The sequence below is a fragment of the Phaeobacter gallaeciensis genome, assembly GCF_001678945.1.
Taxonomy (GTDB): domain Bacteria; phylum Pseudomonadota; class Alphaproteobacteria; order Rhodobacterales; family Rhodobacteraceae; genus Phycobacter; species Phycobacter gallaeciensis_A.
This window is the reverse complement of sequence record NZ_CP015124.1, coordinates 2,869,374-2,883,784: the sequence shown is the minus strand read 5'-3', so window position 1 is coordinate 2,883,784 and position 14,411 is coordinate 2,869,374. Positions and strand designations below refer to the sequence as shown.

Here is a 14,411-nt window from a genome sequence, read left to right as displayed (position 1 = left end):
AGCTGCTCACGTTTTAGCGGATTTTTGCGCGCTGTCACGCAAACGAGTGGTAAAAATCGGGTCATATTTGTACTGCATCGCAGAAAAGCCGGATTTTGTGATCACGCGGGTCAGATAAGTGATCACAAATCTTGGTTTCCCAAAAATCGCGCAGAATCACGGCTGCGGCGCTTCGGCTCCGCCTGGCCGACGATATATCCGTATTTCGATGTCAGAAGTGTAGTGCCCCCGCACCGTCCTGGGCAACAGCCGGGTCGCAAGCGGGGGCGTGCCTTTTGAGCTTACTTGGGCATCAGCGCCCAGTAGTCGAGATCCAGCAGGACCTCGGGCAGGTATTTGCCGTCTTCGCCCTTCAGCGCGAAGGGGGCGCCGCCGCTGGTGGCGACCAGACGCAGGCGGATGGCGCCGACGCCGGGGGCTTCGGTATCGGCCTTGTCCAGCACCTCGGACCAGGCGCGGATGGTGGTGCCGGACAGGCAGGGGTTCGCATGCGCACCGCCGTTGAGCCCGACGATCATCTGCGCATTGGCCAACCCGTTGAAGGACAGCGCCCGCGCCATGGAGATCACGTGACCGCCGTAGATCAGCCGGGTACCATCGGGCCGCGCGGTGGCGTCGAAATGGACCTTGGCGGTGTTCTGCCACAGACGGGTGGCCAGCATATGCTCGGCCTCTTCAACCGTCACACCATCGACGTGGTCGATGGTCTCGCCCACCTCGTAATCGCCCCAGCGATGCGCCTCACCCGCGAGGGTGAAATCGTAGTCGCTGAAATCAAGCCCGCCAGGGATCTTCAGATCCGAGGCCGGGATCACTTTGCTCAGCTCGGGGATCACGGTTTCGGGCGCGGGCGCATCAAGGTCCTTCTTACGCACCATCACCCAGCGCACGTATTCCATCACGACATCGTCGTTCTGGTTCAGCCCGCGGGTCCGCACGTAGACCACGCCCGATTTGCCGTTGGAGTTCTGCTTGACCCCGATCACCTCGGATTCCGAGCGCAGCGTGTCGCCCTCATAGACCGGCAAGAGCCAGCGGCCCTCGGCATAGCCCAGGTTCGCCACGGCATTGAGCGAGATATCCGGTACCGTCTTGCCGAATACGATGTGGAAGGCCGCCAGATCATCCAGCGGCGCTGCAGGCAGACCACAGCCGCGCGCAAATTCATCCGAGGAATAGAGCGCATGACGCGCCGGATAGAGCGCGTGATACAGCGCCCGTTCGCCCCCCGAAACGGTGCGCGGCACCGCGTGGGCGATCACATCCCCCACCTTGTAGTCTTCGAAAAAGCGCCCCGGATTGGTTTTCGCAGCTGTGGTCTTGGCCATCAGTGCTCTCCTAGTTTTGTGTCAGGTGTGTATGTGCCCTCCACCTCTTTCACCACGGATTGGCCGCAACGCATGATGCCCTTGACCGGGTCAAAGGTCTGGGTGGGGCTGCCATACAGCTCCCATCCCTTGTTCAGCGCATCGGTCACCTTGTGACAAAAGGCAGAAGTGTCGTCTTCGCTCAGAAAGCGGTAAAGTTTCATGGCTCAGTTATCCCGGAAATGGTGTGGGGCCGATCAGCCCATGAATATAGCCGATCACCGCCAGCAGCACGATCGAGGCGACAAAGAACATGCCATCCTTGGCGATGCTGCCCTTGGGGCCGGGCGTCCATTGCGGCTCGGCGCGGTTGATCAGCATCATCTGCACCGGCACATAAAGCAGCATACCGCCAAACAGCACGATCGAGGCGAGATCGCCATTGACCAGAAGGTGCGCAATCGCCCAAAGCGCGAAACCCGTCAGCATCGGATGCCGCATACCGGACAGCAGCGCGCCCTTTTTCGGGGCCGGAGACATCATATAGATGGCGATCAGCACCAGCAGGTTATTGATATGCACCATGAAGGACGGCGGCGCCCAGACGTAGATGAAATCTGTAGCGCGATAGCCGATGACCATCAGGACAATGCCCGCCACGATGGCCAATGCGGTGATCCCCTTGCCTTTGTCGCCAAGGGAGGCGCGCGCGTCGGGGGCGAGGCGTTTGAACATATGCCCGCCCCACCAAAGCAGGATGCCCAGGACCAGAAGTGCCATATCAGTCTCCGATTTAGGTGTTAAACTGATTCACACCTAGGCCGAAATGGCTGCGATTGCATCCGCTTTTGCAAGAATCTCCCGCGCCGTCGCGACGTGCAGGTTCTCGACGATCTTGCCATCAACCACGGCCACGCCCTGCCCCGAGGCTTCGACCTCTTCAAAGGCGGCAATCTGGCGGCGGGCCAGATCAATCTCGGCCTCAGACGGGGCAAAGGCGGTGTTGGTCACATCAACCTGCGCCGGGTGGATCAGCGTCTTGCCATCAAAGCCCATGTCGCGGCCCTGATCGCATTCAACTTTCAGCCCCTCATCATCCTTGAAGGCATTGTAGACGCCATCGACGATGATCTTGCCTTCGGCCTTGGCCGCCAGCAGGCACAGGCCCAGCCCGGCCATCATCGGCAGACGGTCGGCGCGGAACCGGGTCTGCAACTCCTTGGCCAGATCGTTGGTGCCCATCACCATGCCCTGCAATTTGGGATGCGCTGCGATCTCCGCCGCATTCAGCATGCCGCGCGGGGTTTCCATCATCGCCCAGAGCGGCTTGTCACCGGTGATTTCGGCCAGCGCGTCCAGATCAGCCGACGAGGAAACCTTGGGAAGCAGGATCGCATCGCAATCCATCTTTGCCGCCGCCTCGGCATCGGCGCGGCCCCACTGGGTGTCCAGCCCGTTGATCCGCACGATCCGCACCCGGGCGCCATACCCCCCTTCGGCCAGCGCGGCAGCCAGCGTGTCGCGGGCGTTTTCCTTTTCCTCGACCGAAACCGCGTCCTCGAGGTCAAAGATCACCGCATCAACCGGCAGGTTGCGGGCCTTGTCCAGCGCGCGCGGCTTTGAGCCGGGGATATACAGAACCGAACGATAAGGGCGGGTGCGCGGGTCCATCTGATCTCTCCAAGTTATTTTGTTGCGCAAACCGGTACAGATTCGGCCAGATACTTTCAAGAAAAATCCTGCCGCAGTGCAGAAAGCACAAAATCCGCGCAACAAAGTCCTTGAATTTCCAACCGAATCGTGGGCGCGCACAGGGTTAACCTGTTATCAGCACCTTCTTGGCACAGTTTACCTATCGCGCAGGTGATCACGGCCAGCCCATTTCAGTCCGACTGTGATCCGCCCGCACGGGGCCGGAATGGCCTGCATTGAACCTGCTGACCCGGCGGTCCGCAGCACTCCCCTGGGCCAAAGGCCCGCATAACGATTACGTCACTCACACACCGGCCCACACATGGGACTTCGGAAGAGCGCAGGTTGCTGTCTCTTTCCCTGTCAGGCCGTTCGGGAAAGGGTAAAACCCATGAAGAAGACGATGTTCAAAACAACCGCAGGTCTGGCCATCCTGGTGCTGACCGCAACGCAATCCTTCGCCCAGGGCCGCAACTGCGCCCCGCGCGAGGTCGTCGTCGGACGACTGGCCGAAAAATACGGCGAAAGCCGCCAAAGCATCGGCATTGGCGGTCAGGGGGTGGTGATGGAGACCTTTGCCTCGACCGAATCCGGCACCTGGACGATCACCGTGACGATGCCCAATGGCATGACCTGCCTGATGGCCTCGGGCCAATCCTACGAGGCGCTGGCCGAAGCCCTACCCAACGCAGACAATGACGCCTGATACGGCCTGCTGACACGGGCCGGGATGCGCAGGGCGTAGCTCTCAGGTCAGCCCGTCCCAGATCAGTTTGACGCCCGTCACCGTCAGCAGGACATAGGCCAAGGCAAAGAATACCCTTTCGGGAATGCTGTGGTGCAGCCGCACCCCCGCCCATGTCCCGAATAGGGCAAAGGGCGCCAGCATCAGATCCAGTTTCAGCGTCTCGGCGCTGAACAGGCCCAGTCCGGCATAGGGCACGGCCTTGGCGATGTTCAGCACCCAGAAGACCAGCACCGTGGTTGCCTGATATTCGGTTTTCGTAGGGCGGCGGCTCAGCAGATAGACCGCGGCGGGCGGCCCGCCCGCGTGGCTGACGAAGCTGGTGAAGCCCGCAATGCCCCCGGCCAGAACTCCGCTCCACCCCGGCAGATCGCGCTGCGCCCGCATGGCCAGCCCGATGCGGCCGCGCAATTGCCAGATCACAAAGGCAATCGACAGCCCCCCGATCAACAGCCGCATGGTATCGGCCTCGATTGCGGAGAACAGCCAGGCCCCCAGCGCCACCCCCGGCAACCCGCCCGCGATCAGCAACAGACCATCGCGCCCATTCCAGCGCCGCCAATAGGGTCTGAGAGAGGCCACATCGATCAGCATCAACAGCGGCAGCATCAGCGCAAGCGCCTGACCCGGCTCGACAATCAGCGCAAGAATCGAAGCTCCGGCAAAGGCCGCGCCCGAGCCGAAGCCGCCCTTGGACACCCCAGCAAAGACCACAGCAGGCACCGCAACGGCGAAAAACATCGGGCTGACATCCACCATCGGCACGCAGCAGAACTCCTTTATTTCAAAATCATTTAGCCCGCCTATCCACTGGCCCGCAAGCCGCGCAAACCCCACGCCGCAGCGCAGAAGGCTTGCGTGGCGGCGCGTTAGGGCTTAGGCATCGCTGCAAATTCAACCGGACCGGAGAGACATCCCCATGGCACGACCCAAAATCGCCCTTATCGGCGCAGGTCAGATCGGTGGCACCCTTGCCCATCTCGCAGCTCTGAAAGAACTCGGCGACGTCGTTCTTTTCGATATTGCCGAAGGCACCCCGGAAGGCAAAGCGCTGGATATCGCAGAATCCGGTCCCTCCGAAGGCTTTGACGCCTCGCTGAAGGGCACCCAGAGCTATGCCGATATCGCGGGCGCAGACGTCTGCATCGTCACCGCCGGCGTGCCGCGCAAGCCGGGCATGAGCCGCGATGACCTGCTGGGTATCAACCTGAAAGTCATGAAATCCGTTGGCGAAGGCATCCGCGACAACGCGCCCGACGCTTTCGTGATCTGCATCACCAACCCGCTGGACGCAATGGTCTGGGCACTGCGCGAATTCTCGGGCCTGCCCCACGAGAAAGTCTGCGGCATGGCCGGCGTTCTGGACTCTGCCCGCTTCCGCCACTTCCTGGCCGAAGAATTCAAGGTCTCCATGAAAGACGTCACCGCCTTCGTTCTGGGCGGCCACGGCGACACCATGGTTCCGCTGACCCGCTACTCCACCGTTGCCGGTATCCCGCTGCCCGACCTGGTGCAGATGGGCTGGACCACACAAGAGAAGATGGACGCCATCGTGCAGCGTACCCGTGATGGCGGCGCCGAAATCGTTGGCCTGCTGAAAACTGGCTCCGCCTTCTACGCACCGGCGACCTCGGCAATCGAAATGGCCGAAGCCTACCTGAAAGACCAGAAGCGCGTTCTGCCCTGCGCCGCCTATGTGGACGGTGCCCTGGGTCTCAACGGCATGTACGTGGGCGTGCCCACCGTAATCGGTGCCGGCGGCGTCGAGCGCGTCATCGACATCAAGATGACCAAAGACGAGCAAGCCATGTTCGACAACTCGGTCAACGCAGTCAAAGGTCTGGTCGACGCCTGCAAAGGCATCGACGCCTCGCTGGCCTAAGACCAGCATCAAGCGATTTGGAAAAGGGTCCGGTTTTCCGGGCCCTTTTTCGTTGCGGATCAGCGGCTCACTGCTTGACCAGCGCCAGGGTGATCACCCGCTGCATCTCGGCCAGGTAGTCCGCATCGGACCAGCCGTTTTCCAGCACGCAATGCGCCCATCCATCCATGCTGAGCAGGGTGAAGTAGAGATCCGTCGCCTCTGCTTCGCTTAGATGCTCCAGCAGGTCGCCATCTGATTTCAGCGCCTTCACCGCCTCGGCACAGCCTTCCTTCATGGCGCGGATCCTGTCCTGCCAAGCGGATTTCGCCTCTTCATCACTCGCGCCCATCCGCATCAACGACTGTTTCAGCGGGTAGATCTCCGGAAAGAACTCCAGCATCGCCCGAGTGTAGGCCTCCAGGCGGCTGCGCCCGTCCGGCGCCGTGCGGCTGGGCGCCAGCCGCGCCTCGATATCGAGCTGATCGCCGAAATGCAGGATCGCCGAGATCAGCATCTCCGAACGGTTAGAAAAATGGGCATAGACCGTTTGCCGGGTCACCCCGGCGGCCTTGGCCACATCCACCATCCGCAGGGGCGATCCCCCGGGAGCCAGCAGCAACGACAGGACGGTTTCAAGGAGTAGATTGCGGGTTTGCACGCGCTTATTTGACACGATGTAAGATTCCAGCTTGACACGATGTAAGATTATGCGCCACAAGATCACAAATCTTACACCATGTCAAAGGAGGCATTCTCATGTCGAAATACGTGAAACCCTATCTGTTTCTGTCCGCTGCAGTCCTGCTCTTCGTCGGGGTGATGCTCAGCTTTGCGCCCGAAGCGCTTTATGCCAGCTCTGCCCAAATCCTGCCGGATAGCACCATGATCCGATCGGACCTGCGCGCAGGCGGGGTGGTGGTACTGATTTCCGGCCTTTTCGTGCTGGGCGCGGCGCTGCGCGGACGGGATATGCAACCTGCCCTGCTGCTGTCCCTGCTGATCTATGCGGGCTACGGGCTGGGCCGCATCGTCAGCATCGGATTTGACGGTACCCCGGATGCCGCACTGATCATCGTGACGGTGACCGAATGGGCGTTTGTCCTTGGCGCGCTGATCCTGCTGCGGCGCGGGCGATCTGTCGACACGGCCCAGCCGATGGCGGCGCACTAACCCACCCACCTCCAGAACCGGGTCTTGCGGGTTTCATCCCTTCTTCAATCAAAAGGGGATGAGGCCCGTTTTGCGTTCCGGGGTTGCGCTGACGATCTGGTCACCGTGTTGTTCCGGGGGGTGCCATGGTGACGGGCCTTGGCAGTGGCGCCCGCGCGAGGGTGACGACATTCGGTATTTTGAATAAATTTTCAGCGCCAGACGAATCAAGCGCCTCGTCGGCATTTTTGTGATCACAGCCCTCAAACGTGTGATCACAAATACGAAAAAACTTCATCATTTCTCGGACTGCCGTCAGAAAACCCTTTAAACCTTTGCTCTATGACGGCGTTATAGTGACGACCAATTTAGCCAGACGGGACAGTTTTCTATGAACATCCACGAATATCAGGCCAAGGCCCTTCTCCGCAGCTACGGCGCTCCGGTGTCCGACGGGCGCGTGGTGCTGAAAGCCGATGAAGCAAAAACCGCAGCCGGCGAGCTGGACGGCCCGCTCTGGGTTGTCAAAGCGCAGATCCACGCAGGTGGCCGCGGCAAGGGCTCCTTCAAGGAAGCCGATGCCGGTGAAAAAGGCGGCGTGCGCCTGACCAAATCGGTCGAAGAAGCCGCCGAAGAAGCCAAGAAGATGCTGGGACGCACCCTTGTGACCCACCAGACCGGCCCGGCGGGCAAACAGGTCAACCGCATCTACATCGAAGCCGGCTCCGGCATCGAGACCGAACTGTACCTGGCGCTGCTGGTGGACCGCCAGACCTCGCGCATCTCCTTTGTCTGCTCCACCGAAGGCGGCATGGACATCGAGGAAGTCGCGGCAGAGACCCCGGAAAAAATCCTCTCCTTCTCGGTCGATCCGGCCACCGGTTACCAGCCGTTCCACGGCCGCCGCATCGCCTTCTCGCTCGGTCTCAAGGGCGCGCAGGTCAAGCAGTGCGTGCAGCTGATGGGTCAGCTCTACAAAGCCTTCGTCGAAAAAGACATGGAGATGCTGGAGATCAACCCGCTGATCGTGACCGATGGCGGCGATCTGAAGGTGCTTGACGCCAAGCTGGGCTTTGACGGCAACGCCGTTTACCGCCACCCCGATGTGGCCGCCCTGCGCGACGAGACAGAAGAAGACCCCAAAGAACTCGAAGCCTCCAAGTATGACCTGAACTATATCGCGCTCGACGGTGAGATCGGCTGCATGGTGAACGGCGCGGGTCTGGCGATGGCCACCATGGACATCATCAAACTCTACGGCGCTGAGCCTGCGAACTTCCTCGACGTGGGCGGCGGCGCCACCAAGGAGAAAGTGACCGAGGCGTTCAAGATCATCACCTCTGACCCCAACGTCAAAGGCATCCTGGTGAACATCTTCGGCGGCATCATGCGCTGCGACGTCATCGCCGAGGGCGTTGTCGCCGCGGTGAAGGAAGTCGGCCTCAAGGTTCCGCTGGTCGTGCGTCTCGAAGGCACCAACGTCGAAGCAGGCAAGGAGATCATCAACACCTCCGGCCTCGATGTGATTGCGGCAGACAACCTGTCCGACGGCGCCGAGAAGATCGTTAAGGCCGTCAAAGGCTAATCCTTGGGGTGGGTGACAACCCACCTTTCCCCAAAGCTCAGAATTCTAAGGAGAACGCCAAATGGCAGTCCTCATCGACGAAAACACCAAGGTCATCTGTCAGGGCTTCACCGGCTCGCAGGGCACCTTCCACTCTGAACAGGCCATCGCCTATGGCACCAAGATGGTCGGCGGCGTGACCCCCGGCAAAGGCGGTCAGACCCACCTTGACCTGCCGGTCTTCAACTCGGTGCACGAGGCCAAGCACGTGACCGAAGCCAATGCATCCGTCATCTACGTGCCGCCCCCCTTCGCGGCGGATTCCATCCTTGAAGCGATCGACGCCGAGATGGAGCTGATCGTCTGCATCACCGAAGGCATCCCGGTTCTGGACATGATGAAGGTGCAGCGCGCGCTGGAAGGCTCCAAATCGCGCCTCATCGGCCCGAACTGCCCCGGTGTCATCACGCCCGACGCCTGCAAGATCGGCATTATGCCCGGTCACATTCACAAACGCGGGAGCGTGGGTGTTGTGAGCCGTTCCGGCACCCTAACTTACGAAGCCGTGAAACAGACTTCTGATATCGGCCTCGGCCAGTCCTCTGCGGTTGGCATCGGCGGTGACCCCATCAAGGGCACCGAGCATATCGACGTGCTGGACATGTTCCTCGATGACGACGAGACCCAGTCGATCATCATGATCGGTGAAATCGGCGGCTCCGCCGAAGAGGAAGCCGCAGCCTTCCTCGCCGAGCAGAAGAAAAAGGGCCGCTGGAAGCCGGTTGCTGGCTTCATCGCCGGCCGTACCGCCCCTCCGGGCCGCCGCATGGGCCACGCAGGCGCGATTGTCGCCGGCGGCAAGGGCGGCGCCGAAGACAAGATCGAAGCCATGAAATCGGCCGGTATCGTGGTCGCCGACAGCCCCGCGGGCCTGGGCGAAGCGGTGCTGAAAGCGATCGAGCTGGGCTGACGTGTCTGCGGCTGACCATATCAGCCACGGGCAGCGCCCGACCCTGGGGGGGTGCGAAAGCGCCCTCCCATGGAGTGGGTTGGGCGCTGCCCGGCGTTGCCGCCGGGCGGTGTCTTCAGTTTTGACAAATCACATTCACCCGGACCCTGTTGCTGAAGAGGCCATCCCGGCATCTTTTGCAGCAGCGTCCCGTTGCGGCTTCACCTTTCGGAAACCCGGGTCGGCCAGTCTGCTCCGAATGACCACAGGTCACGTCGCAAACGGTTCCACCCTGCAAGAGGCGCCCAAATGACTGAACACAACCCAGATGATGTCTTTCCTGCGTCCTCATTCCGCACGCGGCTGCACACCACTGCAGGCGCGCTGTGTCTTTCCGTGCTGACCGCAACCTCCGCTGCGGCCATCACCGCCCCGATGCAGGGTGTTCTGAATTTCGAACCCGGCACCCCCATCGAGGACATCAAAGCCCGCCTCGCAAACGAAATCTGCAAAGGCGCCAGTTCCATAACAATTACCTCCGGCCCGGAACCGGCGCTTGACCCGACCAAGGAACAAGTCACGTTCCAGTGCGAACCCTGATCTGACCCCACAACCGCATACCGACTCTTCGGGAGTTATAGATGACCGACCAAAGCCCAAATGACATTTTCCATGCGTCCTCGTTCATGCAAGGACACAATGCGGAATATCTGGAGCAGCTTTATGCCCAGTATGCCAATGACCCGAGTGCGGTAGATGCCGCCTGGGCCGAGTTCTTCCGCCAGATGGGCGATGCCGAGCTTGACGTGAAAGCCGAGGCCGCAGGCCCGTCCTGGGCCCGCAGCGACTGGCCGCCCGCGCCCAATGACGATCTGACCGGTGCGCTGACCGGCGAATGGCCCGCTCCGGTGGAGGCCAAGGCCGCAGGCAAGAAGATCGCGGAAAAGGCCGCAAAGGCCGGGGTTGAAGTCTCGGACGAACAGATCCAACGCGCGGTGCTGGATTCGATCCGCGCCCTGATGCTGATCCGCGCCTACCGGATCCGGGGCCATCTGGCCGCCGATCTGGACCCGCTGGGCATGCGCGGCCAGACCCCGCACCCGGAGCTGGACCCCAAAACCTATGGCTTCACCGATGCGGACATGGACCGGCCGATCTTCATCGACAACGTGCTGGGGCTTCAGGTCGCCTCAATGCGGCAGATCATCGACATCGTGAAGCGCACCTATTGCGGCACCTTTGCGCTGCAATACATGCATATCTCCGATCCCGAGCAGTCCTCCTGGCTGAAAGAGCGGATCGAAGGTTTCGGCAAGGAAATCCAGTTCACCCGCGAGGGCCGCAAGGCGATCCTTAACAAGATGGTCGAGGCCGAAGGTTTCGAGAAGTTCCTGCACGTCAAATACATGGGCACCAAGCGCTTTGGCCTGGATGGCGGCGAGAGCCTGATCCCGGCGATGGAGCAGATCATCAAGCGTGGCGGCAACCTCGGCATCGAGGAAATCGTCATCGGCATGCCGCACCGTGGCCGCCTGTCGGTTCTGGCCAACGTGATGCAGAAGCCCTATCGCGCCATCTTCAACGAATTCCAGGGCGGCAGCTTCAAGCCCGAAGACGTGGATGGCTCGGGCGACGTGAAATATCACCTCGGCGCCTCCTCGGACCGCGAGTTCGACAACAACACCGTTCACCTGTCCCTGACCGCCAACCCCTCGCACCTTGAGGCGGTGAACCCGGTGGTTCTGGGCAAGGTCCGCGCCAAGCAGGACCAGAAGAGTGACGCCACCCGCACCAAGGTTCTGCCGATCCTGCTGCACGGCGATGCGGCCTTTGCCGGTCAAGGCGTTGTGGCGGAATGTTTCGCCCTGTCGGGCCTGCGCGGTCACAAGACCGGCGGCACCATCCACATCGTGGTGAACAACCAGATCGGCTTCACCACCGCGCCGCATTTCTCGCGCTCCTCGCCCTACCCCACCGACAACGCGTTGGTGGTCGAGGCGCCGATCTTCCATGTCAACGGCGACGATCCCGAAGCCGTGGTGCACGCCGCCAAGGTCGCGACCGAGTTCCGTCAGAAGTTCGGCAAAGACGTGGTCATCGACATGTTCTGCTACCGCCGGTTCGGTCACAACGAGGGCGACGAGCCCATGTTCACCAACCCGTTGATGTACAAGAACATCAAGAGCCATAAGACCACGCTCAGCCTCTATACCGAGCGTCTGGTCAAGGACGGTCTGATCCCCGAGGGCGAAATCGAGGACATGAAGGCCGCCTTCCAGGCCAAGCTGAACGAGGAATTCGAAGCCGGTAAGGACTTCAAGCCCAACAAGGCCGACTGGCTGGATGGCCGCTGGTCGCATCTGGACAAGCAGAAGGACGACTATCAGCGCGGTCAGACCTCGATCAGCGAAGAGACCTTCAACGAGGTTGCCGGTGCTCTGACCCGCCTGCCCGACGGTTTCCCGGTGCACAAGACCATCGGTCGCTTCCTCGATGCACGCGCCAAGATGTTCGAAAACGGTGCTGGCATCGACTGGGCCACCGGCGAGGCACTGGCCTTTGGCTCGCTCCTGACCGAAGGCTACCCGGTGCGTCTGGCCGGGCAGGACTCCACCCGCGGCACCTTCTCGCAGCGCCATTCCGGCATCGTGAACCAGGACACCGAAGAACGCTACTACCCGGTCAACAACATCCGGGCGGGCCAGTCGCAATACGAGGTGATCGATTCCGCCCTGTCGGAATACGCGGTTCTGGGCTTTGAGTACGGCTATTCGCTGGCCGAGCCCAACGCGCTGACCCTGTGGGAAGCCCAGTTCGGCGATTTCGCCAACGGCGCCCAGATCATGTTCGACCAGTTCATCTCCTCCGGTGAAAGCAAATGGCTGCGGATGTCCGGCCTTGTGTGCCTTCTGCCGCATGGTTTCGAAGGTCAGGGCCCCGAGCACTCCTCGGCGCGTCTGGAACGCTTCCTGCAGATGTGCGGACAGGACAACTGGATCGTCGCCAACTGCACCACGCCGGCGAACTACTTCCACATCCTGCGCCGTCAGCTGCACCGCACCTTCCGCAAGCCGCTGGTGCTGATGACACCGAAGTCGCTGCTGCGCCACAAGCTGGCGGTCAGCAAGACCGAGGAATTCACCACCGGTTCCAGCTTCCACCGGGTGCTGTGGGATGACGCCCAGCACGGCAATTCGGAAACCAAACTGGCTGCCGACGACAAGATCAAGCGCGTCGTGCTGTGCTCGGGCAAGGTCTATTACGACCTTTTGGAAGAGCGCGACGCCCGTGGCATCGACGACATCTACCTGATGCGGATCGAACAGTATTACCCCTTCCCGGCGATCAGCCTGGTGAAGGAGCTGGAGCGGTTCAAGGATGCCGAAGTGGTCTGGTGCCAGGAAGAGCCCAAGAACCAGGGCGCCTGGACCTTTATCGAGCCCAACATCGAATGGGTGCTGACCCGCATCGGCTCCAAGCACACCCGGCCCCAATACGTCGGCCGCGCCACATCGGCTTCGCCCGCGACGGGCCTGGCCAGCCAACACAAAGCCCAACAAGCCGCGCTTGTGAATGAAGCGCTGAGCATCTGAGGAAAAGAGATATGACCACCGAAGTGCGCGTACCCACCCTGGGTGAATCCGTGACCGAGGCAACCGTGGCCACCTGGTTCAAGAAACCCGGTGATGCGGTTGCTGCCGATGAAATGCTCTGCGAGCTGGAGACCGACAAGGTCACCGTCGAAGTGCCCGCCCCCGCCGCTGGGGTGCTGGCCGAGATCGTTGCCGCCGAAGGCGACACAGTGGGCGTTGATGCGCTGCTGGCGAATATCTCCGAAGCAGGCAGCGCCGGCTCCGAGACGCCGCAGCCCAAGGCCGCAGCCCAGGCCGAAGCGGCCCCCGCAGGCGGGGATGACACCGCCGCGGCCGACGGTGCCTCCACCGACGTGATGGTGCCGACCCTTGGCGAATCCGTGACCGAGGCAACCGTCTCCACCTGGTTCAAGAAGGTCGGCGACACTGTCGCGCAGGATGAAATGCTGTGTGAGCTGGAAACCGACAAGGTCTCTGTCGAAGTGCCCGCGCCCGCCGCTGGTGTTCTGGCCGAAATCACCGCGCCCGAAGGCACCACCGTGGATGCCTCGGCGAAACTCGGCGTGATCTCGGGCTCCGGTGCTGCGGTGGCGGCGGCCCCGGCTGCTGCGCCCGCTGCAGCTGCGGCACCTGCCGCCGCGGCCAAGGACGTCGCCAATGCGCCCTCGGCGGAAAAAGCCATGGCCGAAGCCGGGATCTCCGCCGCCAATGTCGAAGGCACCGGCCGCGATGGCCGCATCATGAAGGATGACGTCGCCCGCGCCGTCGCCGCCGCGGCCTCGGCCCCCGCGCCTGCTGCTGCCCCGGCCGCACCGCGCGCGCCGGTTGCTGCCGATGATGCCGCACGCGAAGAGCGGGTGAAGATGACCCGCCTGCGCCAGACCATCGCCAAGCGTCTGAAGGACAGCCAGAACACCGCCGCCATGCTGACCACCTATAACGAGGTGGACATGACCGAGGTGATGGCCCTGCGCAATCAGTATAAGGACCAGTTCGAGAAGAAGCACGGCGTGCGTCTCGGCTTCATGTCCTTCTTCACCAAGGCCTGCTGCCACGCGCTGAAAGAGGTTCCCGAGGTCAACGCCGAAATCGACGGCACCGACATCGTCTACAAGAACTTCGTGCACATGGGCGTTGCTGCCGGCACCCCCACCGGCCTCGTGGTTCCGGTCATTCGCGATGCGGACAGCATGTCCTTTGCCGAGATCGAAAAGGCAATCGCCGAGAAGGGCAAGCGCGCCCGTGACGGCAAGCTGTCGATGGCGGAAATGCAGGGCGGCACCTTTACCCTGTCCAACGGCGGTGTCTATGGCTCCTTGATGTCCTCGCCGATCCTGAACCCGCCGCAGTCGGGTATCCTTGGCATGCACAAGATCCAGGACCGTCCGATGGCCATCAATGGTGAGGTGGTGATCCGCCCGATGATGTATCTGGCGCTGTCCTATGACCACCGCATCGTCGACGGCAAAGGCGCCGTGACCTTCCTGGTGCGCGTCAAGGAAGCGCTGGAAGATCCCCGCCGCCTGCTGATGGATCTGTAAAGAACAT

The 14,411-nt window shown here is 61.8% G+C and carries 14 protein-coding genes; 8 read left to right on the top strand and 6 right to left on the bottom strand.

Features of this window, described 5'->3' with window-relative positions:
* Positions 1-281: 281 nt before the first annotated feature.
* The 4 genes from JL2886_RS13710 to JL2886_RS13695 are packed head-to-tail and all read right to left on the bottom strand — an operon-like array spanning position 282 to position 2,978.
* Positions 282-1,328: a MaoC family dehydratase gene (locus JL2886_RS13710; RefSeq protein ID WP_065272518.1), complete on the bottom strand. Its 1,047-nt coding sequence runs from the start codon at positions 1,326-1,328 to the stop codon at positions 282-284.
* On the bottom strand, positions 1,328-1,531 hold the full coding sequence (locus JL2886_RS13705; protein ID WP_065272517.1) for a DUF1737 domain-containing protein: 204 nt from the start codon (positions 1,529-1,531) through the stop codon (positions 1,328-1,330). Before JL2886_RS13705 ends, JL2886_RS13710 begins: the two co-directional genes overlap by 1 nt.
* A 7-nt stretch (positions 1,532-1,538) precedes the next feature.
* Positions 1,539-2,087 (bottom strand): NnrU family protein, encoded by a 549-nt coding sequence (locus JL2886_RS13700; RefSeq protein ID WP_065272516.1) that lies wholly within the window; start codon positions 2,085-2,087, stop codon positions 1,539-1,541.
* A gap of 36 nt (positions 2,088-2,123) precedes the next feature.
* Positions 2,124-2,978, bottom strand: coding sequence for an HpcH/HpaI aldolase/citrate lyase family protein (locus JL2886_RS13695; protein ID WP_065272515.1), 855 nt, complete (start codon positions 2,976-2,978; stop codon positions 2,124-2,126).
* A gap of 412 nt (positions 2,979-3,390) precedes the next feature.
* Here JL2886_RS13695 and JL2886_RS13690 point away from each other — a divergent pair, with 412 nt between their 5' ends.
* Entirely contained in the window at positions 3,391-3,705 is a 315-nt protein-coding gene (locus tag JL2886_RS13690; RefSeq protein WP_065272514.1) for a hypothetical protein, read from the top strand.
* Between the two features lie 42 nt (positions 3,706-3,747).
* Here the strand turns inward: JL2886_RS13690 and JL2886_RS13685 are convergent, their stop codons facing one another.
* On the bottom strand, positions 3,748-4,503 hold the full coding sequence (locus JL2886_RS13685; protein WP_065272513.1) for a sulfite exporter TauE/SafE family protein: 756 nt from the start codon (positions 4,501-4,503) through the stop codon (positions 3,748-3,750).
* A gap of 160 nt (positions 4,504-4,663) precedes the next feature.
* Between JL2886_RS13685 and mdh the strand changes: the two genes are divergently transcribed.
* Positions 4,664-5,626, top strand: coding sequence for a malate dehydrogenase (gene mdh / locus JL2886_RS13680; RefSeq protein ID WP_065272512.1), 963 nt, complete (start codon positions 4,664-4,666; stop codon positions 5,624-5,626).
* Between the two features lie 67 nt (positions 5,627-5,693).
* Here mdh and JL2886_RS13675 read toward each other — a convergent pair whose 3' ends face one another.
* Positions 5,694-6,281 carry a TetR/AcrR family transcriptional regulator gene (locus JL2886_RS13675; RefSeq protein WP_065273707.1) on the bottom strand — a complete coding sequence of 196 codons (588 nt, stop codon included), beginning with the start codon at positions 6,279-6,281 and terminating at the stop codon, positions 5,694-5,696.
* 83 nt (positions 6,282-6,364) lie between these two features.
* Here JL2886_RS13675 and JL2886_RS13670 point away from each other — a divergent pair, with 83 nt between their 5' ends.
* From JL2886_RS13670 to odhB, 6 genes are all read left to right on the top strand, one after another.
* The gene (locus tag JL2886_RS13670) at positions 6,365-6,778 is read left to right on the top strand and encodes a DUF4345 domain-containing protein (RefSeq protein ID WP_065272511.1); all 414 of its coding nucleotides are present in this window, start codon (positions 6,365-6,367) and stop codon (positions 6,776-6,778) included.
* A gap of 370 nt (positions 6,779-7,148) precedes the next feature.
* On the top strand, positions 7,149-8,342 hold the full coding sequence (gene sucC, locus JL2886_RS13665; RefSeq protein ID WP_065272510.1) for an ADP-forming succinate--CoA ligase subunit beta: 1,194 nt from the start codon (positions 7,149-7,151) through the stop codon (positions 8,340-8,342).
* Positions 8,343-8,403: 61 nt separating this feature from the next.
* The gene (gene sucD, locus JL2886_RS13660; protein ID WP_065272509.1) at positions 8,404-9,291 is read left to right on the top strand and encodes a succinate--CoA ligase subunit alpha; all 888 of its coding nucleotides are present in this window, start codon (positions 8,404-8,406) and stop codon (positions 9,289-9,291) included.
* Positions 9,292-9,579: 288 nt separating this feature from the next.
* Positions 9,580-9,870, top strand: coding sequence for a hypothetical protein (locus tag JL2886_RS13655; RefSeq protein ID WP_065272508.1), 291 nt, complete (start codon positions 9,580-9,582; stop codon positions 9,868-9,870).
* Between the two features lie 41 nt (positions 9,871-9,911).
* A complete protein-coding gene (locus JL2886_RS13650; protein ID WP_065272507.1) occupies positions 9,912-12,863 on the top strand; it encodes a 2-oxoglutarate dehydrogenase E1 component in 2,952 nt (983 codons plus the stop codon).
* An 11-nt stretch (positions 12,864-12,874) separates the two neighbouring features.
* Positions 12,875-14,404 (top strand): 2-oxoglutarate dehydrogenase complex dihydrolipoyllysine-residue succinyltransferase, encoded by a 1,530-nt coding sequence (odhB, locus tag JL2886_RS13645; RefSeq protein WP_065272506.1) that lies wholly within the window; start codon positions 12,875-12,877, stop codon positions 14,402-14,404.
* Positions 14,405-14,411: the final 7 nt, after the last annotated feature.

Excerpts from the sequence above, each read along its gene's own strand:
- sucD (WP_065272509.1), top strand. The coding sequence starts at position 8,404 with ATGGCAGTCCTCATCGACGAAAACACCAAGGTCATCTGTCAGGGCTTC.
- JL2886_RS13650 (WP_065272507.1), top strand. The coding sequence starts at position 9,912 with ATGACCGACCAAAGCCCAAATGACATTTTCCATGCGTCCTCGTTCATG.
- sucC (WP_065272510.1), top strand. The coding sequence starts at position 7,149 with ATGAACATCCACGAATATCAGGCCAAGGCCCTTCTCCGCAGCTACGGC.
- JL2886_RS13695 (WP_065272515.1), bottom strand. The coding sequence starts at position 2,978 with ATGGACCCGCGCACCCGCCCTTATCGTTCGGTTCTGTATATCCCCGGC.
- JL2886_RS13690 (WP_065272514.1), top strand. The coding sequence starts at position 3,391 with ATGAAGAAGACGATGTTCAAAACAACCGCAGGTCTGGCCATCCTGGTG.
- JL2886_RS13670 (WP_065272511.1), top strand. The coding sequence starts at position 6,365 with ATGTCGAAATACGTGAAACCCTATCTGTTTCTGTCCGCTGCAGTCCTG.
- odhB (WP_065272506.1), top strand. The coding sequence starts at position 12,875 with ATGACCACCGAAGTGCGCGTACCCACCCTGGGTGAATCCGTGACCGAG.
- mdh (WP_065272512.1), top strand. The coding sequence starts at position 4,664 with ATGGCACGACCCAAAATCGCCCTTATCGGCGCAGGTCAGATCGGTGGC.
- JL2886_RS13685 (WP_065272513.1), bottom strand. The coding sequence starts at position 4,503 with ATGGTGGATGTCAGCCCGATGTTTTTCGCCGTTGCGGTGCCTGCTGTG.
- JL2886_RS13700 (WP_065272516.1), bottom strand. The coding sequence starts at position 2,087 with ATGGCACTTCTGGTCCTGGGCATCCTGCTTTGGTGGGGCGGGCATATG.
- JL2886_RS13655 (WP_065272508.1), top strand. The coding sequence starts at position 9,580 with ATGACTGAACACAACCCAGATGATGTCTTTCCTGCGTCCTCATTCCGC.
- JL2886_RS13705 (WP_065272517.1), bottom strand. The coding sequence starts at position 1,531 with ATGAAACTTTACCGCTTTCTGAGCGAAGACGACACTTCTGCCTTTTGT.
- JL2886_RS13710 (WP_065272518.1), bottom strand. The coding sequence starts at position 1,328 with ATGGCCAAGACCACAGCTGCGAAAACCAATCCGGGGCGCTTTTTCGAA.